At 62.4% G+C, this 24,489-nt stretch carries 23 protein-coding genes; 10 read left to right on the forward strand and 13 right to left on the reverse strand.

The genetic code is table 11. The annotated features are described in order from the left end of the window. Positions 1–59: 59 nt before the first annotated feature. The gene (cysN, locus tag BVH01_RS04510) at positions 60–1,949 is read right to left on the reverse strand and encodes a sulfate adenylyltransferase subunit CysN (protein ID WP_075929196.1); all 1,890 of its coding nucleotides are present in this window, start codon (positions 1,947–1,949) and stop codon (positions 60–62) included. Positions 1,950–1,961: 12 nt separating this feature from the next. Beyond that, positions 1,962–2,879: a sulfate adenylyltransferase subunit CysD gene (gene cysD, locus BVH01_RS04515; protein WP_075929197.1), complete on the reverse strand. Its 918-nt coding sequence runs from the start codon at positions 2,877–2,879 to the stop codon at positions 1,962–1,964. A gap of 620 nt (positions 2,880–3,499) precedes the next feature. On the opposite strand from cysD, the gene BVH01_RS04520 reads away from it, so the two are divergent. Further along, positions 3,500–6,175, forward strand: a complete 2,676-nt coding sequence (locus BVH01_RS04520; protein ID WP_168177263.1) for an autotransporter outer membrane beta-barrel domain-containing protein — start codon at positions 3,500–3,502, stop codon at positions 6,173–6,175. Between the two features lie 59 nt (positions 6,176–6,234). Here the strand turns inward: BVH01_RS04520 and BVH01_RS04525 are convergent, their stop codons facing one another. Beyond that, positions 6,235–6,993 (reverse strand): Nif3-like dinuclear metal center hexameric protein, encoded by a 759-nt coding sequence (locus tag BVH01_RS04525; protein WP_075929198.1) that lies wholly within the window; start codon positions 6,991–6,993, stop codon positions 6,235–6,237. A 108-nt stretch (positions 6,994–7,101) separates the two neighbouring features. Here BVH01_RS04525 and algW point away from each other — a divergent pair, with 108 nt between their 5' ends. The 3 genes from algW (at position 7,102) to BVH01_RS04540 (ending at position 11,183) form a co-directional block, all read left to right on the forward strand. Continuing rightward, the gene (gene algW / locus BVH01_RS04530) at positions 7,102–8,247 is read left to right on the forward strand and encodes a Do family serine endopeptidase AlgW (RefSeq protein WP_075929199.1); all 1,146 of its coding nucleotides are present in this window, start codon (positions 7,102–7,104) and stop codon (positions 8,245–8,247) included. Positions 8,248–8,343: 96 nt separating this feature from the next. After that, a complete protein-coding gene (locus BVH01_RS04535) occupies positions 8,344–10,443 on the forward strand; it encodes a TonB-dependent siderophore receptor (protein ID WP_139317781.1) in 2,100 nt (699 codons plus the stop codon). Between the two features lie 14 nt (positions 10,444–10,457). Further along, positions 10,458–11,183 (forward strand): DUF4198 domain-containing protein, encoded by a 726-nt coding sequence (locus tag BVH01_RS04540; protein WP_075929200.1) that lies wholly within the window; start codon positions 10,458–10,460, stop codon positions 11,181–11,183. Positions 11,184–11,260: 77 nt separating this feature from the next. Here the strand turns inward: BVH01_RS04540 and hisC are convergent, their stop codons facing one another. From hisC to BVH01_RS04590, 10 genes are all read right to left on the reverse strand, one after another. Next, positions 11,261–12,313 carry a histidinol-phosphate transaminase gene (gene hisC, locus BVH01_RS04545; RefSeq protein WP_075929201.1) on the reverse strand — a complete coding sequence of 351 codons (1,053 nt, stop codon included), beginning with the start codon at positions 12,311–12,313 and terminating at the stop codon, positions 11,261–11,263. 74 nt (positions 12,314–12,387) lie between these two features. After that, a complete protein-coding gene (gene hisD / locus BVH01_RS04550; RefSeq protein ID WP_075929202.1) occupies positions 12,388–13,698 on the reverse strand; it encodes a histidinol dehydrogenase in 1,311 nt (436 codons plus the stop codon). Positions 13,699–13,828: 130 nt separating this feature from the next. After that, positions 13,829–14,464, reverse strand: a complete 636-nt coding sequence (hisG, locus tag BVH01_RS04555; RefSeq protein WP_075929203.1) for an ATP phosphoribosyltransferase — start codon at positions 14,462–14,464, stop codon at positions 13,829–13,831. Positions 14,465–14,468: 4 nt separating this feature from the next. After that, entirely contained in the window at positions 14,469–15,734 is a 1,266-nt protein-coding gene (gene murA, locus BVH01_RS04560; RefSeq protein WP_075929204.1) for a UDP-N-acetylglucosamine 1-carboxyvinyltransferase, read from the reverse strand. A 15-nt stretch (positions 15,735–15,749) separates the two neighbouring features. Continuing rightward, complete coding sequence (locus BVH01_RS04565; RefSeq protein WP_027909990.1) at positions 15,750–15,989, reverse strand: BolA family protein; 240 nt, start codon at positions 15,987–15,989, stop codon at positions 15,750–15,752. A gap of 198 nt (positions 15,990–16,187) precedes the next feature. Next, on the reverse strand, positions 16,188–16,496 hold the full coding sequence (locus BVH01_RS04570) for a lipid asymmetry maintenance protein MlaB (protein WP_075929205.1): 309 nt from the start codon (positions 16,494–16,496) through the stop codon (positions 16,188–16,190). Beyond that, positions 16,493–17,125, reverse strand: a complete 633-nt coding sequence (locus tag BVH01_RS04575; protein ID WP_075929308.1) for a phospholipid-binding protein MlaC — start codon at positions 17,123–17,125, stop codon at positions 16,493–16,495. Before BVH01_RS04575 ends, BVH01_RS04570 begins: the two co-directional genes overlap by 4 nt. Positions 17,126–17,136: 11 nt before the next feature. Continuing rightward, on the reverse strand, positions 17,137–17,610 hold the full coding sequence (gene mlaD, locus BVH01_RS04580) for an outer membrane lipid asymmetry maintenance protein MlaD (protein ID WP_075929206.1): 474 nt from the start codon (positions 17,608–17,610) through the stop codon (positions 17,137–17,139). After that, on the reverse strand, positions 17,610–18,407 hold the full coding sequence (gene mlaE / locus BVH01_RS04585) for a lipid asymmetry maintenance ABC transporter permease subunit MlaE (protein WP_074881392.1): 798 nt from the start codon (positions 18,405–18,407) through the stop codon (positions 17,610–17,612). Before mlaE ends, mlaD begins: the two co-directional genes overlap by 1 nt. Further along, positions 18,407–19,216 (reverse strand): ATP-binding cassette domain-containing protein, encoded by an 810-nt coding sequence (locus tag BVH01_RS04590; protein WP_075929207.1) that lies wholly within the window; start codon positions 19,214–19,216, stop codon positions 18,407–18,409. The genes mlaE and BVH01_RS04590 overlap by 1 nt, the downstream gene beginning before the upstream one ends. A gap of 241 nt (positions 19,217–19,457) precedes the next feature. On the opposite strand from BVH01_RS04590, the gene BVH01_RS04595 reads away from it, so the two are divergent. The 6 genes from BVH01_RS04595 (at position 19,458) to BVH01_RS04620 (ending at position 24,475) form a co-directional block, all read left to right on the forward strand. Further along, entirely contained in the window at positions 19,458–20,432 is a 975-nt protein-coding gene (locus tag BVH01_RS04595; RefSeq protein WP_075929208.1) for a KpsF/GutQ family sugar-phosphate isomerase, read from the forward strand. After that, entirely contained in the window at positions 20,432–20,953 is a 522-nt protein-coding gene (locus tag BVH01_RS04600) for an HAD family hydrolase (RefSeq protein ID WP_075929209.1), read from the forward strand. Before BVH01_RS04595 ends, BVH01_RS04600 begins: the two co-directional genes overlap by 1 nt. Before the next feature lie 9 nt (positions 20,954–20,962). Further along, positions 20,963–21,532, forward strand: coding sequence for an LPS export ABC transporter periplasmic protein LptC (lptC, locus tag BVH01_RS04605; RefSeq protein WP_075929210.1), 570 nt, complete (start codon positions 20,963–20,965; stop codon positions 21,530–21,532). Next, positions 21,519–22,067, forward strand: coding sequence for a lipopolysaccharide transport periplasmic protein LptA (gene lptA, locus BVH01_RS04610; protein WP_075929211.1), 549 nt, complete (start codon positions 21,519–21,521; stop codon positions 22,065–22,067). Before lptC ends, lptA begins: the two co-directional genes overlap by 14 nt. Before the next feature lie 2 nt (positions 22,068–22,069). Then, the gene (gene lptB, locus BVH01_RS04615) at positions 22,070–22,795 is read left to right on the forward strand and encodes an LPS export ABC transporter ATP-binding protein (RefSeq protein ID WP_075929212.1); all 726 of its coding nucleotides are present in this window, start codon (positions 22,070–22,072) and stop codon (positions 22,793–22,795) included. Between the two features lie 171 nt (positions 22,796–22,966). After that, complete coding sequence (locus BVH01_RS04620) at positions 22,967–24,475, forward strand: RNA polymerase factor sigma-54 (protein WP_075929213.1); 1,509 nt, start codon at positions 22,967–22,969, stop codon at positions 24,473–24,475. The last annotated feature ends 14 nt before the right edge of the window (positions 24,476–24,489 follow it).

A 24,489-nucleotide genomic window follows, 5' to 3' on the forward strand; every position in this document is an offset into this window, starting at 1 on the left:
GGCCAGCAAACCTGCTTCTAGCGCAGCTGCACCGAAGTGCAGCTGGCCATAAACAGGTTTTAGATGGCGCCGCGAGCGCGCAGTACGGCCAGCACCTGCTTGACGCCGTCCTCCACCGACACGCTTTGGGTGTCGATGACCAGGTCGGCATCGAGCGGCACATCGTACGGGAAAGACTCGCCCGGGATGTTGTCGCCAGCTGCCGCATACAGCCCCTGCGGATCACGCTCGGCACATGCTTGCGGCGAGGCCTGCACGTAGACGGTGATCAGCCGCTCGGCACCGATCAGCACCTTGGCCTGCTCGCGCCCTTCGGCATCCGGCGCCACGAACGCGGCCAGGGCGATCAGCCCGGCTTCGTTGAACTGACGCGCCACATGGGCGGCACGACGCCAGTTCTCGGCACGGCCGGCACGATCCTGCGGCAGCCCCTTGTTCAGGTCATGGCGCAGGTTCTGGCCGTCGAGCACGTACACCGCACGCCCCATGTCGAACAGCTTGCGCTCCAGGGCGTAAGCCAGGGTGCTCTTGCCAGCGCCGGACAGGCCACTGAACAGCACGGTGGCCGGCTGCTGGCCGAGGCGCGCAGCACGTTCCTCGGTGGACACGTGGCCGCTGTCGGCATGGTGCGCGCCGCTGCTGGCATCGGCGATGATCATGCCGGCGCCCACGGTGCCGTTGGTCAGGCGATCGATGACGATGAACGCGCCGGTGGTGCGGTTATGCTCGTAGCCGTCCAGGGCGATGGGCGCATCCAGCGCGACCTTGACCTTGCCGATCTCGTTGAGCTGCAGGCTGCTCGCCGCGCCCTGCTCCAGGGTGTTCACGTCGACCCGGTGGGTGATGCTGGCGATCGAGCCCGGCACGTAGCTGGTAGCACGCTTGATGTCGTATTTCTTGCCCGGCAGCATCGGCTCTTCGGCCATCCACACCAGCATGGCGTCGAAGGTGTCGACTACCTGCGGGCGGTTGTCGGCGTGCACCAGCATGTCGCCACGCGATACGTCGATCTCGTCTTCCAGGGTCAGGGTGATGGCCTGGCCCGGGCCGGCCTGCTCCAGCTCGCCTTCGAAGGTGACGATGGACTTGACCCGGCTACCCTTGCCCGACGGCAGCGCGATGACTTCGTCGCCCTTGCGCACGATGCCGCTGGCCAGGGTGCCGGCGAAACCGCGGAAGTTGAGGTTCGGACGGTTGACGTACTGCACCGGGAAACGCAGGTCGTCGAAGTTGCGGTCGCCCGCCACTTCGACGCTCTCGAGGATTTCCATCAGCGACTGGCCGGTGTACCACGGCGAGCGCTCGGACTTGTTGACCACGTTGTCGCCCTTGAGCGCCGACATGGGCACGAACTCCAGGGTGCTCGGACGCAGGTTGATCTTCTCGGCGAAGGCCAGGTAGTCGGCCTTGATCTGCTCGAACACGCCCTGGTCGAAGTCCTTGAGGTCCATCTTGTTGATGGCCACGACGATGTGCTTGATGCCCAGCAAGGACGCGATGAAGCTGTGTCGCTTGGTCTGGGTCTGCACGCCGTAACGGGCGTCGATCAGAATGATCGCCAGGTCGCAGGTCGAAGCACCGGTGGCCATGTTGCGCGTGTACTGCTCATGGCCAGGGGTGTCGGCGATGATGAACTTGCGCTTGGCGGTGGAGAAATAGCGGTAGGCGACATCGATGGTGATGCCCTGCTCGCGCTCGGCCTGCAGGCCGTCGACCAGCAGCGCCAGGTCGACTTCCTCACCAGTGGTGCCGCTCTTCTTCGAATCGCGGGTGATGGCTTCCAGGTGATCTTCGTAGATCATCTTGGAGTCATGCAGCAGGCGCCCGATCAGGGTGCTCTTGCCGTCATCGACGTTACCGCAGGTAAGGAAGCGCAGCAGTTCCTTGCGCTCGTGCTGAGCCAGGTAGGCGTGAATGTCCTGGCTGATCAAATCGGATTGGTGACTCATGGTGGGTGATCCTCAGAAATAGCCCTGACGTTTCTTTTCTTCCATCGAGCCGGCGGCGTCGTGATCGATCACGCGGCCCTGGCGTTCGGAAGTCCGGGTCAGGAGCATTTCCTGGATGATGTCGGTCAGGCTTTGCGCCTCAGATTCCACCGCGCCAGTCAGCGGGTAGCAACCCAGGGTGCGGAAACGCACCTTCTTCTTCTGGATGCGCGCCTTCTCCTCATCGCTCAAGTGCTCGAGGATGCGCTCGTCATCGATCATGATCAGCGTGCCGTTCTTCTCGATCACCTCGCGCTCGGCGGCGAAGTACAGCGGCACGATCGGGATCTGTTCCAGATAGATGTACTGCCAGATATCCAGTTCGGTCCAGTTGGAGAGCGGGAACACGCGGATCGACTCGCCCTTCTTGACGTTGCCGTTGTACACGTTCCACAGCTCGGGACGCTGGTTCTTCGGGTCCCAGCGGTGCTTGCTGTCGCGGAACGAGTAGACGCGCTCCTTGGCACGGGACTTCTCTTCGTCACGACGCGCGCCACCAAAGGCGGCGTCGAAGCCGTACTTGTCCAGCGCCTGCTTGAGGCCCTCGGTCTTCATCACGTCGGTGTGCTTGGCACTGCCGTAGGTGAAGGGGTTCATGTCCTGCGCCACACCGTCGGGATTGATGTGGGTGATCAGGTCCAGGCCCATCTCGCTGACCATCTTGTCGCGAAAGCTATACATTTCCTGGAATTTCCAGCGCGTATCGACGTGCATCACCGGAAACGGCAGTTTGCCGGGAAAGAACGCCTTGCGCGCCAGATGCAGCATCACGGCGGAATCCTTGCCGATGGAATAGAGCATCACCGGGTTATCGAATTCGGCGGCCACTTCACGAATGATGTGGATACTTTCCGCCTCGAGCTGTTTCAAGTGCGTCAGTTTGTCGAGCATGGCTACTCACGAGGTCACGGTATTTTATTCAGGCCAGAACGGGCCTTGGACGAGCGCGCACTCTAGCACAGCGCCTACTTCTAATCAGGGCGCCGCTTAGATCGAAACGCTCTAGGTTTATTCCAGTGAAACAGGCACCAGCACCTCGCCTCGTGGCGACTCCGGAGCCAGGGCTGCGGACTGGCAGGCCACCATGGCAACACCGAACATGCCCTGGTGCGGCGACGACAGACCAGACCACGTCCGCACGACAGTGTCGAACCGCCAGCAGTTTCGGAAGAAAAACCTCGGATTTTGTTTCCTGAGATTGTTGAACACTACACAGGGGGCTCCACCGGCTTTAGGCTTGCCAAGCCAGCGGCACTGAGCGCTCTAGCGCGCCCGCCGGCGTTATCGGAACCGGTTACTGCGCTCAAGGAGAGCCCATGCAACAACGCCCCCTTCCACTGTCCCTGCTCACTCTCGCCATTACAGCTGCCAGCCTCTCGGCCCAGGCAGAAACCTATCAGATCGATGACGGCCCCAAAACCTGGGAAAACATCATCATCACAGATGGTCTGAACGTCAGCGGTGAGCTGACCACTGCAGCCGATGCACTGACCCTAAAGCCAGGTACCCAGGTGTTGGGCGATCTGATTGTCGACGCCACCATCAAGACCACGGGCGCCGAGAATGCCCAGGGCCGCTACGCCAGGCCACTGACCCTGGGCAGCCTGAACACTTACCTGAACGACAGAGTGCGCATCGACGGCGACTTGATTAACAAAGGTCGCCTCAGCACTGGCGGCAGTGACGCGATTGGCATCAGAGTGTACAACACCAATATCAGCGGCACCCTTCAAAATGAAGGGACTATTTCCGTTGAAGACAGTACCTTCGAGGGGGTCAACGGCAATGGGGCCGGCAATGCCATGCCCATGGGCCTCAATTTGAACAATGCCAACCTGGGCGGACTGAGCAACAGTGGCCGCATCGCGCTGACCAGCAGCGACATCGCCAGGGGCATCATGATGGGTTACTCCCAGGTAACCGGAGTTCTGGAGAACACCAGCAGCGGCGTTATCGAAGTCACGGGTGATGAGATCCGCGCCATATCCGTCAGCTTCCTGAACGACGTGGGCGAACTGATCAACGCTGGCACCCTGCGCGCCACCGGTATTACTGCACCCGGCGACGCCAGCAACCTCAGCGAAGCCAACGGTATAAGCGTCGGGGATAGTCTCGTTCGCGGCCGGCTGCTCAACAGCGGCAACATCACCGTCAGCGGCTACGAAGCCACAGGCATCGAACTGATCACCTATGGCAGTAACGGCGATCTGGCACGCGTCAATGGTGATCTCGTCAACAGTGGCAGCATTGATGTGAGCGCCGTGGCCGAGCCTGGAGCGACGGCCCGTGCTATCGAGATTTCCAATGCGACCGTCGGCGGAGCACTGAACAACAGCGGCACGATCATCGCGCGCGGCACCGACTCTGCAGCGATCCATGTCGATGGCGGACATATTGCTGGGGATATCTTCAACAGTGGAACGATACAGGGCGGCCGTTACGGTATCTATCTCAAAAATCTGCAGCCCAGTGAAAACCTTCCCGCCCACGTGCCGTTCAGCTTGATTCATCAAAACGCAGGAACGATTGAGGGGAGCGAGTATGCTCTCTATGCCGATCCTGCAAGCACCGAAGCACGGCTGATATGGGCCGGCGGCACGTTGAAGGGCAACATCCACGGCAGTACTTACATCGACGTGATTGGTGATGCTGTGTTCGATGGCACTCACATCAGCGGCTTTGGCTACGGCAACTCTGGTGGGGGTGGCATCGACCTGTTCAATTCAGAGGACAGTCCACTGGGCCGCGCAGCAAGTCTCACCCTACTGCAACCGCACGTGACCATTGATGGCCACCTGGAAATGAACCGTGGCACCGTGCTGCAACTCAACCTGAGCCAGGCTACAGATCCCCAGACGGCGATCGTGAAGGTACGCACGGATGCCTATTTCTCGCCAGGCAGCAGCATCGCCCTGCGCCCGACATCCGAAGACTTCCGCGCCACGGGCCGGGAGTACAAGGTGATCGAGGCGGGTTCTGTAGAGTACGAAGGTACCGATAAGCTGGTGGTCAGCAGCTCGGCCTTGTTGAATATCGACTCGATCGCGATCACCGACACAGAGGTAAGGGCAACGGTCACCACCAAGTCCGACGAGCAGGCCGGAGCGGTCGTCGGTACTGCGGGCGCCAGTGCCAATGCCAGGGCTGCGTTCGCGCCCTTCTACAGCAGTGCTCTGGGCCAACTGGACAACGATGACCCCGTATTCCAGGCGTTCGCCAATGCCGACGAAGCGCAGCTTGCCGCCCTCAGCGAACAGCTTGCGCCTCACGTCGATGGCGCCGTACGTGCTGCTGCCAATTCAGTACAAAGAATGGTCAGCGGCGCCGTTGGTTCTCGAACCTCTTCCCTGCGCGGAGCATCGTCCGGCTCGGCATTCAGCGAAGCGGGCTTTTGGGTACAAGGCCACGACAGCGACCTGCGTCAGGGCCGTCGTAGCGGCATCGCCGGTTACGATGCAGACAGCCGCGGCCTCAGCCTGGGCCTCGATGGCAAACTGAATGAGCAGTGGACGCTGGGTGTTGCCTACAGCAACCTGGACACCAAGGTCAGCGGTCGCAACGGCAACAAGAGCGAGATCGACAGCCAGGTACTGACCCTGTACTCGGGCTTCGAGCAAGGGCCGATCTTCGTCGATACCAGCCTGAGCTACAGCTTCAACGACAACACCAGCAAGCGAGACATCGCAGGTACCCGTGCCAAGGGCGAATTCGACAGCCGCTCCCTGGCGCTGAATCTGGAAGCGGGCTACGGCCTGCATGCCGGCGGCGTTACCCTCGAGCCCCGTGTAGCCACGCGCTACAGCCGTCTGGACATCGACAGCTACCGCGAAAAAGGCTCTTCGGCAGCACTGGCGGTGAGCAGCCAACGCTATGAAGCAATCGAGCTCGGTGCAGGTGCACGCCTGGCCAGTGCCATCGCGCTGGGCCAGGGAACGCTGGAGCCGGAGCTGAAGCTGATGGCCTACCACGACTTCGCAGCCGATCAATCCAGCAGCACGTCGAGCTTCGTGCTCGGTGGCTCGTCTTTCGTGACTCATGGTGCCAAGCCGGCACGCGATAGCTACGAGGCCAGCCTTGGCGTCAACTACCGTATCGGCGCCCTGAGCCTCGGAGCAGGCTACGAGCATGTGGGCCGCTCGGGCTTCGATGCCGATACGCTCCGCGCGAAAGTCCGTTACGACTTCTGATCGTGACCACGTGGCGTTCAGGGCAAAACCTGGACGCCACCTCTCCTCCTACTCCCTTCTCAAATCGGATTCGGGCAATCGATGAACAGATGCTCGAGGGCGAAGCGCCGACTCAGGTATTCGCCCAGGGCCTGCACACCGTAGCGCTCGGTGGCGTGGTGGCCGGCGGCAATGAAGCTGACGCGGTTTTCGCGGGCGCTGTGGTAGGTCTGCTCGGATGCTTCCCCGGTGAGATACAGGTCGACGCCTGCGGCGATGGCCTGGTCGATGTAGCCCTGGCCGCCTCCCGTGCACCAGCCGATACGGCTGACCATTCTATCCTCCTCCACCAGCAGTGGTTCGCGGCCCAGCACCTCGTGGACACGCCGTGCGAAGTCGCGGGCACTCAGCGGTTGCGCCAGGGAGCCGACCAGCCCGACGGTACGCGGGTTATCCGGTTCCAGCGGGCCTTCGACGGTGATATCGAGCTGGCGCGCCAGCTGAACGTTGTTGCCGACCTCGGGGTGCACGTCCAGCGGCAGGTGATAAGCCAGCAGGCTGATGTCGTTGGCCAGCAAGGTTTTCAGACGACGCTGCTTCATGCCGGTGACGCAAGGGTTCTCGCCTTTCCAGAAATAGCCGTGGTGCACCAGCAGTACATCGGCGCGCGCCTCGACGGCGGCTTCGATCATCGCCAGGCTGGCGGTCACACCGCTGACGATGCGCTGAACCTGGGGCCGTCCTTCGACCTGCAGGCCGTTGGGGCAGTAATCGCTGATGCGCGCAGCGCCCAGGTAGCGTTCGGCGTCCTCTACGAGCGTGGTCAGGGCGATGGCCATACAGTTTTCCTCACGAACGGTGGCGAACCGCTGCTTTCTTGGCGCGGTTCTCTATAATGGCGCACCTTAAGGGCCCGATAGGGGCCTCGCAACCCTCAGGATTGATCGATGTTCAAGGCCCTGCGTTTTTTCGGCTGGCCACTCTTGGTTGGCGTTCTGGTATCGCTGCTGATCATGCAGCAGTACCCGCAACTGGTCGGCCTGCCCATGCACGACGTGCAGTTGCGCCAGGCGCCGATCTACGCCCGCTCCCAGGAGGGCCCGGCCTCCTACGCCACGGCCGTCAGCGTCGCCTCGCCGGCGGTGGCCAACCTGTACACCACCAAGTACGTGGGCAAGTCCAACCACCCGTTGCTCGATGATCCGCAGTTCCGCAAGTTCTATGGCGACAACCTGCCAGGCCAGCGGCGCATGGAGTCCAGCCTCGGCTCAGCAGTGATCATGAGCCCGGAAGGTTACCTGCTGACCAACAACCACGTGACCGCCAATGCCGACCAGATCGTGGTGGCCCTAAAGGATGGCCGCGAAACCCTGGCCCGGGTGATCGGCAGCGACCCGGAGACCGACCTGGCGGTACTGAAGATCGACCTCAAGGACCTGCCGGCCATGACCCTCGGGCGCTCGGACAATATCCGCATCGGCGACGTCACCCTGGCCATCGGCAACCCGTTCGGCGTCGGCCAGACGGTGACCATGGGCATCATCAGCGCCACCGGGCGCAACCAGCTGGGCCTCAACACCTACGAAGACTTCATCCAGACCGACGCGGCGATCAACCCGGGCAACTCCGGCGGCGCGCTGGTCGACGCCTACGGCAACCTGGTCGGCATCAACACGGCGATCTTCTCCAAATCCGGCGGTTCACAGGGCATCGGCTTCGCGATTCCGGTGAAGCTGGCGATGGAGGTGATGCAAGCGATCATCGAGCACGGCAAGGTGATCCGCGGCTGGCTGGGCCTCGAAGTACAACCGCTGACCCCGGAGCTGGCCGAGTCATTCGGCCTGGAAGGCCGCCAGGGCATCATCGTCGCCGGCATCTACCGCAACGGCCCGGCGCAGAAGGCCGGCCTGCAACCCAACGACCTGATCCTCAAGATCGACGGCGAACCGGCGGGCGATGCGCGCCGCTCGATGAACCAGGTCGCCCGCGCCAAGCCCGGCGAGACCATTCGCATCGAAGTGATGCGCAATGGCAAGCCGATGGAGCTCAAGGCCGAGATCGGCATCCGCCCGCCTGTCGCCACCAGCAACTGATCCACAGCCAAGGCTGCATCGTCTAGACACAGATGTTGCAGTTGGCAGGCATTAAAATGTAATGTTATTACGTTTTATAATTTGCCAAGGATCTGCATCTTGCGTCGCTCCCTCGCGCTGTTCAGCAGCTTGCCGCTCGGCTTGCTGAGTGTCTCCTCGTACGCCGAAAGTACCGGCATCCTGCAACTCGATGAGAGCGTGATCAGCGCCGAGCATCGCCAGGAGTCGGCCGATGGCCCGGTATTGGGCTACCGCGCCACGCGCTCGGCAACGGCCACCCGTACCGATACCGACATTCGCGACACGCCGCAGAGCATCCAGGTAGTTCCTGCCCAGGTGCTCGAGGATCTCAACTCCACACGCGTCGACCGAGCCCTGGACTTTGCCGGCGGCGTATCGCGGCAGAACAACTTCGGCGGCCTGACCTTCCTCAACTACAGCGTGCGCGGTTTCACCACCGGCGAGCTGTACAAGAATGGCTTCGCCATCAACCGTGGCAGCTACAGCTCGCCGGATACCTCCAACATCGAGCGCATCGAAGTGCTGAAGGGGCCGGCGGCCAGTCTTTATGGCCGCGGCGACCCCGGCGGCCTGGTGAATATCGTCAGCAAGCGCCCGCAGGAAGAGGCCTTCAGCACGCTGTCGTTCAGCGCCGGCAGCTGGGATCGCTACCGCAGCAGCCTGGATGTGAACACGCCGCTAAGCGAAGACGGCAGCCTGCTGTCGCGAGTCAACATGGCAATCGAAGACAACGGCAGCTTTCGCGATCACGTCGACGGCGAACGGCGCATCGTCAGCCCCTCGCTGAGCTGGCAGCTGTCCCCCGACACCCACCTGCTGCTGGACGCCGAGTTTTCGCGAACCGAGTCGGTATTCGACCGGGGCATTCCTGCCGTCAATGGCCAGCTTGGTTCGGTGAAGCGTTCGACCTTCATGGGCGAGCCCAATGACGGTGGCGTTCGCAATGACAACCAGACCCTCGACCTCGCCCTCGAGCATTACCTGAGCGACACCTGGAAACTGCGACTGGCCAACCACTACACACAGGGCACCTTGCAGGGCAACAGCTCGGAACCCCAGGCACTGGTCGGCACGACTATCAGCCGCTTCTATCGCCAGCGCGATTTCGAATGGAACGACAACATCACCCAGGCCGAACTGCATGGTGATTTCAAATTCGCTGGCTGGCAGCACCAGACGCTGATCGGCCTCGAATACGAGAACTACCGCAACAGCCAGAAGTACCCGCAGAGTGCCACGCTGCTCAGCTATGGCCTGGACATCTACAACCCGGTGTACGGCCAGCCCAAACCGGCGCTGACCCGCGCCAACGACTTTCACGAACGCACCGAAAGCTACGCCCTGAACCTGCAGGATCAGATCGCCTTCACCGACCGCTTGCGCGGCCTGGTGGGCGTACGCCTGGAGCGCATCGAGCAGACCGCCCTGAACCGCACCACACGAGTCAGCAACCGTCAGGAGAAGGACGTTGCCACACCCCGCCTCGGCCTGCTCTATCAGCTCACGCCAGCGGTGGGCGTGTTCGCCAATGCGTCCACCTCCTTCAAACCCAACACCATCGGCACCCAGGGCCAGATCTACAAGCCGGAAAAGGGCCTGGGCTACGAGACCGGCGTGAAGCTCGACCTGCTCGACGGGCACCTTGACGGCACCATCGCGCTGTTCCAGATCGACAAGGAAAACGTCATCACCACCGACGCAGTGGGCGACAGCGTCGCGGCCGGCAAGGCGCGCAGCCAAGGCCTGGACATGCAGCTCAGCGGCCAATTGAGCGACGCGGTGCGGATCATTGGCGCCTACGCCTACATCGACGCCGAAGTGACCGAGGGCGATGCAGCGCTGCCCAAGGGCAGTGACCTGCTGGGCATCGCTCGCCATAGCGGCAGCCTGCTGAGCGTGTACGAGTTCCAGAACGGCACCCTGCGTGGGTCCGACATCGGCGCCGCCTTCAACTATGTCGGCGAGCGATCTGGCCAGGCGGGCAGCGACTTTACCCTGCCGTCCTACAGCACGGTCGACCTGCTCGCCCATTACAAGGCCAGCGAAGACGTGACCCTGGGCCTGAACCTCAACAACCTGTTCGACCGCAAGTACTACGAACGCTCGTTCAACAGCGCCTGGGTCGTGCCGGGCGAACCTCGCAACGTCAGCCTCAGCCTGTCTCTCAACCTCTGATCGAAGGAAGCATCATGCGCATCTCACACAAAACCGCCGCTCTACTCGCCCTCCTGGCCTTCGCCGAGCACGCCAGCGCCCATGGCCTGTGGACCGAGCAGCGCCGCGGCAACATCGAAGCAGTCTATGGCCACGGCGCCGAAGACGACGCCTTCAAAGCCGAGAAAATCAGCCGGGCATGGGCCTTCGACGCTGCCGGCAAGAGCATTCCGGTGACCATCGAGCGCCTCGCCGACCACGCACGCCTTAAGCCCCTGAGTGCACCAGCCTCGCTTGCCGTGGCCCTGGATAATGGCGCCTGGTCGAAGACTGCCGAAGGCAAGTGGATCAACCAGGGCCGCAGTCAGGTACCCGGCGCCGTGGAAGCCTTGCACACCTACAAATACAGCCTGTCGATCCTCCAGGCACATGCCCACCTGCCAGACCTTAAAGGGCTGCGCATGGTGATCGTGCCCCTGGCCGATCCTCTGGAGGTCGGCGTCGGCAAGCCGCTTCCCGTACGCGTGCTGATCGACGGCAAACCGGCCGCCGACGTGAAGCTGATCGGTGACTACCGCAGCGCGCCGGATACCATCAGCGCCACCACCGACGCCAAGGGCGAAGCGCAGGTGACGGTGCGCAACGAAGGCCTGAACGTGATCGCCGCCGAGGCCACCCAGGCGGTGAAAGGTGATGCGGACATCGATAGCCGTGGCTATTTCACTTCGCTGACCTTTATCGGCCAGGGCCATCGGCACTGAGCCGCGTCGCGTCACCGACTTCGCGGATACGAAAAAGCCAGGGCCTATGCCCTGGCTTTTTCATGGACGGCTCGTGCTCAGAGCGACGCGAGTGCGTCGAGCAGCGCCTGGTTCTGCTCCGGCGAGCCGATGCTGATGCGCAGGAACTGGGCGATGCGTTCTTGCTTGAAGTGGCGCACGATCACGCCCTGTTCACGCAGCGAGGCGGCAATGCCGGCGGCGTCACGCTGCGGATGACGGGCGAAGATGAAGTTGGCGGCTGACGGCAGCACCTCGAAGCCCAGAGCCTGCAGGCCGGCGACGACCTTTTCGCGGCTGTCGATCACTGCCGCGCAGGTTTGCTCGAAGTAGGCGCGATCCTCGAACGCAGCAGCAGCACCGGCGATAGCGATGCGGTCCAGCGGGTAGGAGTTGAAGCTGTTCTTGATCCGCTCCAACGCCTCGATCAGATCCTCGTGCCCCACCGCCAGGCCGACGCGCAGACCGGCCAGCGAGCGCGACTTGGACAACGTCTGGGTGACCAGCAGGTTAGGGTATTTGCTCACCAGACTGATCGCCGACTCGCCGCCGAAATCGATATAGGCCTCGTCCACCAGCACCACGCTGTCCGGGTTGGCCTGCAGCAGGCGCTCCACCGCCTCCAGCGCCAACAGGCAACCGGTTGGCGCATTGGGGTTGGGGAAAATGATGCCGCCGTTGGGCCGCGCGTAATCCTCGACGCGGATCTGGAACTGCTCGTCCAGGGCGATCGGCTCGGCCTGGATGCCGTACAACCCGCAGTAAACCGGATAAAAGCTGTAGCTGATATCGGGAAACAGCAGCGGCTTGCCGTGCTGGAACAGGCCATGGAAGGCATGGGCCAGTACTTCGTCGGAGCCATTGCCGACGAACACCTGGCTGCTCGGCACGCCATAGTAGGCCGCCACCGCCTGCTTGAGGCGATCGCCGTTGGGGTCGGGGTACAGGCGCAAGTCGTCGTTCAGCTCGGCCTGCATGGCGGCGATGGCTTTCGGCGACGGGCCGCAGGGGTTCTCGTTGGTGTTGAGCTTGATCAGCTTGGTCAGCTTCGGCTGCTCACCCGGCACATAAGGCACCAGGCTCTTGACGAAGGGGCTCCAGAATTTGCTCATCTGCCCTTCTCTCCTCGAAATTGTTCAGACAACGTGATGGACGACGAGAACGTCGTCCACCCTACGATCAGCGATCAGTTCTTGATGCGGTATTCGGCGCTACGAGCATGGGCGGTCAGCGACTCGCCGCGGGCGAGCACTGAAGCCACCTTGCCCAACTCGGAAGCACCGTCGGCCGAACAGTGGATGATCGACGAGCGCTTCTGGAAGTCGTAGACCCCCAGTGGCGACGAGAAGCGCGCAGTGCCGGATGTAGGCAACACGTGGTTCGGCCCCGCGCAGTAATCGCCCAGCGCTTCGGCGGTATAACGGCCCATGAAGATCGCGCCGGCATGGCGGATCTGCGGCAGGTACTGCTCAGGGTTTTCAACCGAGAGTTCAAGGTGCTCGGGCGCAATCCGGTTGGCCACTTCGATGGCCTGGGCCATGTCTTCGACCAGAATCAGCGCGCCGCGGCCTTCGATGGAGGTCCGGGCAATGGCCTCGCGCTCCAGGCTCGGCAGCAGTTTGGCGATGCTCTCTGCTACCTTGTCGAGAAACGCGGCGTCCGGGCTGACCAGGATCGACTGCGCGTCTTCGTCGTGCTCGGCCTGGGAGAACAGATCCATGGCGATCCAGTCCGGGTCGGTCTGGCCGTCGCAGACGACAAGAATTTCCGATGGCCCGGCGATCATGTCGATGCCGACCTTGCCGAACACGTGGCGCTTGGCGGTGGCCACGTAGATGTTGCCCGGCCCGACGATCTTGTCCACCGGCGGTACGCTCTCGGTACCGTAGGCCAGCGCGGCGACGGCCTGGGCGCCACCGATGGTGAACACCCGGTCGACGCCGGCAATGGCAGCGGCGGCCAGTACGATCTCGTTGATCTCGCCACGCGGCGTTGGCACCACCATGACCACCTCGGGCACGCCAGCGACCTTGGCGGGAATGGCATTCATCAACACCGAGGATGGGTACGAGGCTTTGCCGCCAGGCACGTACAGGCCGGCACGATCGAGCGGCGTGACCTTCTGGCCCAGCACCGTACCGTCGGCCTCGGTGTAGGTCCAGGAATCCTGTTTCTGCTTTTCGTGGTAGCTGCGCACCCGGGCGGCGGCGGTTTCCAGCGCCTGGCGCTGCTCGGCGGTAATGCGGGTGAGCGCCAGTTCCAGACGCTCGCGCGGTAGAATCAGGTCGGCCATGGAGGCTACTTCAAGGGCATCGAAACGCTGGGTGAATTCGACCAGCGCGGCATCACCGCGCTCGCGCACCGCCTTGATGATATCCAGCACGCGCCCATTGACGCCGTCGTCGGAGACGCTTTCCCAGCTCAGCAGATGATCCAGATGCTGGGCGAAATCCGCGTCGGCAGCGTTGAGTCGGCGAATGGCAACTGGAGCGGTCATAGCTGAAGCCTCATCTGGATGGCGGTATTCTCAGGCGCCGCTAGAGTAGCAAGCCCACCGTGCGGGCACCTGAGAATTTGGCTATGACACGGATAGGACGTGCGTGGCTGCTAGGCCACGCGAGAGAGGGTCAATGCGGATGATGGCTCTCGACCGCTTCACGCAGCGTGTCGATCAGAGCCTGGACGCGGCCGTGCTGCATCTTCATGGACGCCTTGTTGACGATCAGGCGCGAGCTGATGTGGGCGATCAGTTCCTGAGCTTCCAGGCCGTTGGCCTTGAGCGTGTTACCGGTGTCGACCACGTCGATGATCTTGTCGGCCAGACCTACCAGAGGCCCCAGCTCCATGGAGCCGTACAGCTTGATGATGTCGACCTGGCGGCCCTGTTCGGCATAGTAGCGCTTGGCGACGTTGACGAACTTGGTGGCCACGCGCAGCCGGCCTTTCGGCTCGGGCGCCCCCACCGCACCGGCGGTCATCAGCTTGCAGCGCGCGATACGCAGGTCCAGTGGCTCGTAGAGCCCCTGGCCACCGTATTCGAGCAGCACGTCCTTGCCGGCTACGCCGAGGTCGGCAGCACCATGCTCGACGTAGGTCGGCACATCGGTGGCACGCACGATCAGCAGGCGCACATCGTCCTGGGTGGTCGGGATGATCAGCTTGCGGCTCTTGTCCGGATTCTCGGTCGGCACGATGCCTGCCGCCGCGAGCAGCGGCAGGGTGTCGTCGAGAATACGGCCTTTGGACAGGGCAATGGTCAGCATGTGGTCAGCCCGGCACGCGGCGAATCTTCGCCCCCAGCAATTGCAGTTTTTCCTCGATGCATTCGTAACCACGGTCGATGTGGTAGATGCGATCGATCACGGTGTCGCCCTGGGCGACCAGCGCGGCGATGACCAGGCTCGCCGAAGCGCGCAGGTCGGTGGCCATGACCGGAGCACCCTTGAGCTGCGGCGCGCCGGTGACGATGGCGGTGTTGCCCTCGACCTGAATCTGCGCGCCCATGCGGCTCATTTCGTATACGTGCATGAAGCGATTTTCGAAAATCGTCTCGATCACCGTGCCAGTGCCTTCGGCGATGGCATTGAGGGCGATGAACTGCGCCTGCATGTCGGTCGGGAATGCCGGGTACGGCGCGGTACGCAGGCTCACGGCCTTCGGACGCTTGCCCTTCATGTCCAGCTCGATCCAGTCGGAACCGGTAGTGATCTCGGCGCCCGCTTCCTGCAGCTTGGCCAGTACGGCTTCCAGCGTGCTCGGGTCGGCGTCCTTGACCTTCACGCGGCCACCGGTGGCCGCCGCGGCGACTAGGTAGGTGCCGGTTTCGATACGATCGGGCATCACGTTGAAACGTGCGCCGTGCAGGCGCTCGACGCCATCGATGGTGATGGTGTCGGTACCGGCGCCCTGAATCTTCGCGCCCATGGCGATCAGGCAGTTGGCCAGATCCACCACCTCCGGTTCACGCGCGGCGTTTTCCAGAACGGTGCGGCCCTTGGCCAGGGTGGCGGCCATCAGGATGTTTTCGGTGCCGGTCACACTGACCATGTCGAAGAAGAAGTGCGCACCGCGCAGGCCGCCCTCGGGCGCCTTGGCCTTGATGTAACCGCCTTCGACATCGATGATCGCGCCCATCGCTTCGAGGCCACGGATGTGCAGGTCGACCGGACGCGAACCAATGGCGCAACCACCCGGCAGCGCCACCTCGGCCTCACCGAAACGGGCGACCATGGGGCCGAGCACCAGGATCGAGGCGCGCATGGTTTTCACCAGCTCGTAAGGCGCGACCAGAGTCTTCATGGTGCGCGCATCGACTTCGACGCTGAGCTTCTCGTCGATGATCGGCTCGATACCCATGCGACCGAACAGCTCGATCATCGTGGTGATGTCGTGCAGGTGCGGCAGGTTGCAGATGGTCACCGGCGCGTCGCCCAGCAGGGTCGCGGCCAGGATCGGCAGTGCGGAGTTCTTCGCACCGGAAATGCGGATTTCGCCGTCGAGACGCACGCCGCCCGTAATGCTCAATTTATCCATAGCTAATTCGTCGTCTCAGGAACGCGCGGCCCAGTCGGCACGGCTGAAGAATTTCATGCTCACGGCGTGGATGCTGCCATCGGCGATCCAGGGGTTGAGGTGAGCGTAGATCTGTTGCTGACGCTTGACCGGGCTGAGGCCGGCCAACTCGTCGCTGATCAGGTTGAGCTGGAAGTTGCAGCCTTCGCCGTCGACCTCTACCTGAACATCCGGCAATTTGGTCTCCAAGAAACTTTTTACCTCAAGGGCCTGCATGCTCAACCTCGATCAACGTATTCAATATGCGTGGACGTCGCCTGGCGACGCCTGTGAAAGCAGACCATGTCCGGACAGCGGGACGCGCCTGGCAGCGTCATTCGGTGATGACCGGCAGACATGGGGCCGGCATCATACCAAAAAATCGCCAGCGGCGATTTTCCACTTCAGCCGGCGGCGCGCCTGGTAGCCAAGCGCTCAGGCCGACATCGGCAGCACGTGCTGCAGCTCGCAAACCTTGGCGATTCCGCCCATATCCTGGGGCAGCGCCCGCACGCTCAGTTGCTTGCCAGCAGCGCGCGCATCGCGCATGTAGCACAGCAGCAGCGACAGGCCGACGCTGCTGGATTTCTCGACGGCCGAGCAGTCGATCACGCAAGCCGCCGCCTGAGTGGCACGGATCAGCCGCCCGCCCTGCTCACGCAGGGCCGGGCCACTCTGGTGGTCGAGCACGCCGGAGAGTGCGAACACGCCCGGCGCCTGCTCGACGATGGCCGCTGAACTCACGACGTCCCCCGAGCCTGGCGGGCCCTGGCGACGGTGTCGGCCCAGCTGTCGATGACCTTGTCGAGATCGTTGCGGTTGCTCTGCATCGACTGGGCGAACTGATCGCGGAACAGCTTGCCAACGTTGATGCCGTTGATCACCACGTTACGCAGCTTCCAGGTTCCGTCCATGGCGACCATGGTGTAGGACAGCGGGTACACGGTGCCCTTGCCGTCACGGATCTCCATGTTCACCGAAGTCCGTTGCGAGTCCTGCTTGCCGGAAGCCGGGATCACGCGAATGTCCTGGTTGTTGTATTCCAGCAGCGCGTTGCCGTAGAACTGCATCAGGCTGCGCTTGAAGTTTTCCTGGAAGCGCGTCATCTGCTCGGGCGTGGCTTCGCGGGAGTAGCGCACGGTCATCACGCTGCGCGAAATGCCGTCGACATCAACCACTGGGCCGAGAATCTCGTTGAGCGAGTTGTAGAAGGCCTCGGGATTCTGGCGGTACTCATCCTTGTTGGCTTTCAGATCAGCCAGCAGGGTGTCGGTGGTTTTCTGCACCACTTCGTGGGCAGCAGGCGCAGCCATGGCCATCAATGGCAGGGTGGCCAGCAGAGCGACAAGGCTGTTGCGCAGGGTCTTGATCATCATCGGGTACCTCATTGGCTTTCCTGGTCACGGTTCACCGAATTGAGCAAGAACTTGCCAATCAGGTCTTCCAGCACCAGGGAAGATTGGGTGTCGTGGATGGTTCCGCCATCGGCCAGCAACTCTTCGTCGCCGCCCACGCTGATACCCACGTACTTTTCACCGAGCAGACCAGCGGTCAGGATCGATGCGGTGGAGTCCACCGGAAGATTGTCGACAGCGCTGTCGAGTTCCATCGTTACGCGCCCGGTGTAGCTGTCGCGGTCCAGATCGATGGCGGTGACGCGACCGATATTGACCCCCGCCATGGTCACCTTGGCGCGTACGGTAAGGCCGGCAATGTTGTCGAAATGCGCGTAAACCTTGTAAGTGTCGACGTTGCTACCCGGCGCCAGACCGCTGACTCGCAGAGCCAGCAGCAGCAGGGCCAGCAGGCCGGCGAGCAGGAACAGGCCGACACCGATTTCCATCGTGCGGTTTTGCATCAGAAATCTCCAAACATCAAAGCGGTCAGAATGAAGTCCAGCCCCAGTACGGCCAGCGAGGCATACACCACCGTGCGGGTGGTCGCACGGCTGATGCCTTCGGAAGTGGGTTCGCAGTCATAGCCCTGGAACACGGCGATCCAGGTCACCACGAAGGCGAAGACCAGGCTCTTGATCACGCCGTTGAGCACGTCTTCGCGGAACGAAACACTGTTTTGCATGTTGGCCCAGAACGAGCCTTCGTAGACACCCAGCCAGTCGACGGCGACCATCGCGCCGCCCCAGATGCCGACCACGCTGAAGATCATCGCCAGCAGCGGCATGGAAATGAACCCGGCCCACAGGCGCGGCGCGACGATGTGCTTGAGCGGGTCGACGCCGATCATCGCCAGGCTCGACAGCTGCTCGGTGGATTTCATGTTGCCGATCTCGGCGGTCAACGCCGAGCCGGCACGCCCGGCGAACAGCAGCGCGGTCACTACCGGCCCAAGCTCGCGCAGCAGCGTCAGGGCGACCATCTGCCCCACCGCCTGTTCGGAACCGTACTTGGCCAGAATGCTGAAGCCCTGCAGCGACAGCACCATGCCGATGAACACACCCGATACCACGATGATCGCCAGGGACAGCACACCCACCGAATACAGCTGCTTGATCAACAACTGCAGGCCATTGCCCGAGGTGCCGCGGCCGAACAGCGCGCGCAGTAGAAAGATCGTCGAACGCCCGAGCGCGGCGACCACATCGATACCCGCCCGCCCGAACAGGCGAACGCGTTCGAGTGAAGATGTCCTGCGCATCAGCGCCCTCCCAGTAGATCGTCGTGGTAATTCGGCGCTTGGAAATGGAAGGGAACCGGGCCGTCTGGCGTTCCCTGCATGAATTGACGTACCCGTGGATTATCCGAGTCACGCAGCTCGGCCGGCGTTCCCTGGCCCAGCACCTGACTGTCGCCGACCACGTAGATGTAGTCGGCGATGCTGGCCGTTTCGGCCAGATCATGGGACACCACGATGCTGGTGATCCCCAGCGCATCGTTGAGCAGACGAATCAGCCGAACCAGCACGCCCATGGCGATCGGATCCTGGCCGACGAACGGCTCGTCGTACATGAGAATCTGCGGATCCAGAGCGATTGCCCGCGCCAGCGCCACGCGACGCTTCATGCCACCGGATAGCTCATCAGGCATCAGCTCGATGGCGCCGCGCAAGCCGACGGCCTGCAGCTTCATCAGAACAATGTCACGAATCATTTCTTCGGGCAGCTGGGTGTGCACACGCAGCGGAAAGGCCACGTTCTCGAACACGTCGAGGTCCGTGAACAGCGCGCCGCTCTGGAACAGCACGCCCATCTGCTTGCGCATATCGAACAGCTCGCTGCGCGACAGGTCGGGCAGGTTCAGGTCATTGACCCGAATCTCGCCAGCGCTCGGGCGCAGCTCGGCCGCGATCAGGCGCAGCAGCGTGGTCTTGCCACAGCCGGACGGCCCCATGATCCCGGTGACCTTGCCACGCGGGATGCAGATATCGACGTTCTTGAAGATGTGTCGCTCGCCGCGCTGAAAACTTACGTTCTTAAGCTCGACCGCGTACTGATTTTCCGCGCTCATCGGAACTCCATTGCGTACTGCCTTCCTAATCAGACGCCCGGGATCGGGACAAGGGCACTCCGTTCGCCCCTAGAAAAGGCTGCGGACTATAGCATTTGCGCATTTGCCCGCCAAAGCTGGGCCGCACCAGCGTTCAGGGTTGTGACAGCTTTGCCATTTACCGGTTGCTGCATGAATGATGAGTCCACAGGGCTTTCCCGCTATAATCCCCGTCTTTTTCGTCGAGCAGTCCAAGCCGAGCATGAACCAGACCCGCGACCTGATTGATTCCGCACAGCGCACCATTCGCCTCGAGATCGAGGCGGTGCAAGAGCTGCTGCCTCGTATCGACGCCAATTTCGTCAAGGCTTGCGAGCTGATCCTGGCCAGCAAGGGCCGCGTGGTCGTGGTGGGCATGGGCAAGTCCGGGCATATCGGCAACAAGATCGCCGCGACCCTAGCCAGCACCGGCACCACGGCGTTCTTCGTGCACCCGGCCGAGGCCAGCCATGGCGACATGGGCATGATCACCCGTGACGACGTGGTGCTGGCGCTCTCCAATTCGGGCTCCACCGCGGAAATCGTCACCCTGCTGCCGCTGATCAAGCGCCTGGGCATCACCCTGATCAGCATGACCGGCAATCCCGAGTCGCCACTGTCGAAGGCCGCTGAAGTCAATCTCGACACCCGCGTGGCCAAGGAAGCCTGCCCGCTCAACCTGGCGCCGACCTCCTCCACCACCGCCTCGCTGGTGCTGGGCGATGCATTGGCCATCGCCCTGCTGGAAGCCCGCGGTTTCACGGCCGAGGATTTCGCCTTCTCCCACCCCGGTGGTGCCCTGGGTCGCCGCCTGCTGCTCAAGGTGGAGAATGTCATGCATGCCGGGGACAGCCTGCCTCAGGTCAAGCGCGGCACCAGCCTGCGCGATGCCCTGTTGGAAATGACTCAGAAAGGCCTGGGCATGACCGCCGTTCTGGAAAGCGACGGTCGACTGGCCGGCATCTTCACTGACGGCGACTTGCGTCGCGCCCTGGACAAAGGCATCGACGTACGCGATGCCCGCATCGACGACGTCATGACCCCCCATGGCAAGACCGCCCGGGCCGACATGCTTGCCGCCGAGGCCCTGAAGATCATGGAAGACAACAAGATCAGCGCTCTGATCGTGGTCGATACGGACCATCGTCCGATCGGCGCCTTCAACCTGGGCGACCTGCTGCGCGCGGGGGTAATGTGATGAACGATCTACTGCAACGCACCCACGCCATCAAACTGGCGATCTTCGACGTCGACGGCGTGCTGACCGATGGCAAGCTGTATTTCCTGGTCGACGGTAGCGAATTCAAGACTTTCAACACGCTCGACGGCCAGGGCATCAAGATGCTCATCAACTCCGGCGTGCGCACTGCCATCATCAGCGGTCGCAAAACGCCGGTGGTCGAGCGCCGCGCCCAGAACCTCGGCATCCAGCACTTGTACCAGGGCCGCGAGGACAAGCTCGACGTCCTCGACGAGCTGCTCGGCGAACTGGGCCTGAGTTACGAGCAGGTGGCCTACCTGGGCGATGACCTGCCTGACCTGCCGGTGATTCGCCGCGTCGGCCTGGGCATGGCCGTGGCCAGCGCCAACGACTTCGTGCGCCAGCACGCCCACGGCGTGACCCAGGCACGGGGCGGCGAAGGCGCTGCTCGTGAATTCTGTGAACTGATCATGCGCGGACAGGGCACGCTTGACGCCGCCCAATCCGTCTACCTGTAGGGCTCGCCGATGCTGCGCAAATTCCTCACTCCCGTCCTGCTGACCTTCGGCGCACTGCTGGTGGTGGCGGCCGGCTACTGGAACATCAACCCGGACAGCTTCTCCAGCGCGCCGCAGCACACCGGGCCGGAAAACCCCATCGATTTCTATGCGATCAACGCGCGCAGCGTGCAGTATCTGCCCGACGGTCGCATCCAGAACGACATGACCAGCGAAAAACTCGAGCACGTGCAGAGCACCGACACCACGCTGCTGACCGAACCGCGCATGAACCTGTTCCGCGGCACCGAGCTGCCCTGGAAGGTACGTAGCGCCCGTGGCGAAGTCGGCCCCGACGGCAACGAAGTCGAACTGATCGATCAGGTGCGCGTCGAGCGTACGGACGAAAAGGGCCGCCCCACTATACTCACCACCAGCCGCCTGACCGTATTCCCGCAGAAGGAATATGCGCAGACCCAGCAAGCCGTTAGAATCGACGCGGCCAATGGGGTGACCACGGCACAAGGAATGAAAGCGTACTTGAATGACGGCAGGATGATCCTGCAGTCCAACGTAAGAGGCCAGCATGAGGTTCGTTAAAACCCTCCCCCTACTTCTCAGCCTCGGCGCCACGCTCGGAAGCGTAAGCGCCTGGGCTCTGCCGAGTGACCGCGATCAACCGATCCGCGTGCAGGCCGACAGCGCTGAACTGGACGACAAACAAGGCGTGGCGGTATACCGCGGCGACGTGGTGATCACTCAGGGCACCATGAAGATCACCGGCGACACCGTCACCATCACCCAGAATGCGCAGGGTGAAGTCGACGTGTTCACCTCGGTGGGCAAACCTGCCTATTACGAGCAGAAGCCGGCCGCCGACAAGCAGATCGTCAAGGCGTACGGCCTGACCATCCAGTACTTCGCCGCCAACGAGCGCATCGTGCTGATCGATCAGGCTAAGGTCGTGCAGGAAGGCAACACCTTCGAAGGCGAGAAGATCGTCTACGACACGCGCCGTCAGATCGTAAACGCCGGCCGCGCCACCGGCACCAACGTGTCGAGCCCGCGCCCGCGCATCGACATGGTGATCCAGCCGCAGAAGAAGGCAGCCCCCGCTGCCGAGCAGGGCCAATAACCATGGCGACTCTCAAAGCCCAGCACCTGGCCAAGAGCTACAAGGGTCGCCAGGTCGTGCGCGACGTGAGCCTGAGCATCGAAAGCGGCCAGATCGTCGGTTTGCTCGGCCCCAACGGCGCCGGCAAGACCACGTGCTTCTACATGATCGTAGGCCTGGTACAGGCCGATCAGGGCCGCGTACTGATCGACGACCTCGACGTCAGCCACCAGCCGATGCACGGCCGCGCGCGCGCCGGGATTGGCTACCTGCCCCAGGAAGCCTCGATCTTCCGCAAGCTCAGCGTTTCCGACAACATCATGGCGATTCTGGAAACCCGTAAAGACCTCAACCGCGAACAGCGGCTGCAGGAACTCGAGAGCCTGCTGCAGGAATTCCACATCACTCATATTCGCGACAACCTGGGCATGAGCCTGTCCGGTGGTGAACGCCGCCGCGTCGAAATTGCCCGCGCCCTGGCCACCTCGCCGAAATTCATCCTGCTCGATGAACCCTTCGCCGGCGTGGACCCCATTTCGGTCGGTGATATCAAGCAGATCATTCACCACCTCAAGGCCAAGGGCATTGGCGTGCTGATTACCGATCACAACGTGCGCGAAACCCTGGACATCTGCGAAACCGCCTACATCGTCAGCGAGGGCCAGCTCATTGCCGAAGGCGATTCGGCGGCGATCCTGGCCAACCAGACTGTCAAGGACGTCTACCTGGGTCACGAATTCCGCCTGTAGCGGATCCCTCCCCATGAACCTCTGCAAGAGCCTGTTACCGTCCGAGCGACATCGAAACGAAATGGTAACAGGCTCTAGGCAAAGGGCTTGGATTCAGGCATATAATTTGCTTCCTAGTGGCGCTTCGTCGCCCTGTCGTGGATTACGTACAGACGCCGGATAAGGTCTGCAATGAAACCATCGCTAGTCCTGAAAATGGGCCAGCAGCTGACGATGACACCGCAGCTGCAACAAGCCATTCGCCTGCTCCAACTGTCGACCCTGGACCTGCAACAGGAAATCCAGGAGGCGCTGGAATCCAACCCGATGCTGGAGCGTCAGGAAGAAGGCGAAGACTTCGACAATTCCGACCCGATGGCCGATGGCGCCGAAAGCCCGACCTCGCCCGCCGCCCAGGAAGAGACCTTTCAGGAATCCAGCTTCCAGGAAAGCACCCAGACCGTCGACAACCTCGAAGAGGGTGAATGGGGCGAACGCATTCCCAACGAATTGCCCGTCGACACGGCCTGGGAAGACATCTACCAGACCAGCGCCAGCAGCCTGCCTAGCAACGATGATGACGAATGGGATTTCACCACCCGCACCTCATCCGGCGAGAGCCTGCAGAGCCATATGCTCTGGCAACTCAATCTGGCGCCCATGTCCGACAAGGACCGCCTGATCGCCGTGACGCTCATCGACTGCATCAACGACCAGGGCTATCTGGAGGAAACCCTCGACGAAATCGTCGAGTCGTTCGACCCCGAGCTGGACGTCGAGCTGGATGAAGTCGAAGCCGTTCTGCACCGTATCCAGCAGTTCGAGCCATCGGGCATCGCTGCACGGGATCTGCGCGAGTGCCTGCTCCTGCAACTGCGCCAACTGCCCGCCTCCACGCCCTGGCTCAGCGAAGCGCAGCGCCTGACCAGCGATTATCTGGATCTGCTCGGCAACCGTGACTACAGTCAGCTGATGCGCCGCATGAAACTCAAGGAAGATGAGCTGCGCCCGGTCATCGAGCTGATCCAGAGCCTCAACCCGCGACCCGGCTCGCAGATCGAGTCCAGCGAACCGGAGTACGTGGTGCCGGACGTGATCGTGCGCAAGCACAATGATCGCTGGCTGGTCGAGCTCAACCAGGAAGCCATGCCGCGTCTGCGCGTCAACGCCCAGTATGCCGGCTTCGTGAAGCGCGCCGACTCCAGCGCCGACAACACCTTCATGCGCAACCAGTTGCAGGAAGCACGCTGGTTCATCAAGAGCCTGCAGAGCCGCAACGAAACCCTTATGAAGGTCGCCACGCAGATCGTCGAGCACCAGCGCGGCTTCCTGGATTATGGCGACGAGGCGATGAAACCACTGGTACTGCACGACATCGCCGAGGCGGTAGGCATGCACGAGTCGACCATCTCCCGCGTCACCACCCAGAAGTACATGCACACACCGCGTGGCATTTACGAGCTGAAGTACTTCTTCTCCAGTCATGTCAGCACCTCCGAAGGCGGTGAATGTTCGTCGACCGCGATCCGCGCAATCATCAAAAAACTGGTCGCAGCGGAAAATGCGAAAAAGCCATTGAGCGACAGCAAGATCGCTGGTTTACTGGAAGCACAGGGCATTCAAGTGGCGCGCCGCACAGTCGCCAAGTACCGTGAATCGCTCGGTATAGCGCCTTCGAGCGAACGCAAGCGACTGATGTAAGGGAGCCCTTGTAG

This window comes from Pseudomonas sp. PA1(2017) (genome assembly GCF_001945375.1).
In the GTDB taxonomy this organism is placed as follows: Bacteria; Pseudomonadota; Gammaproteobacteria; order Pseudomonadales; family Pseudomonadaceae; genus Aquipseudomonas.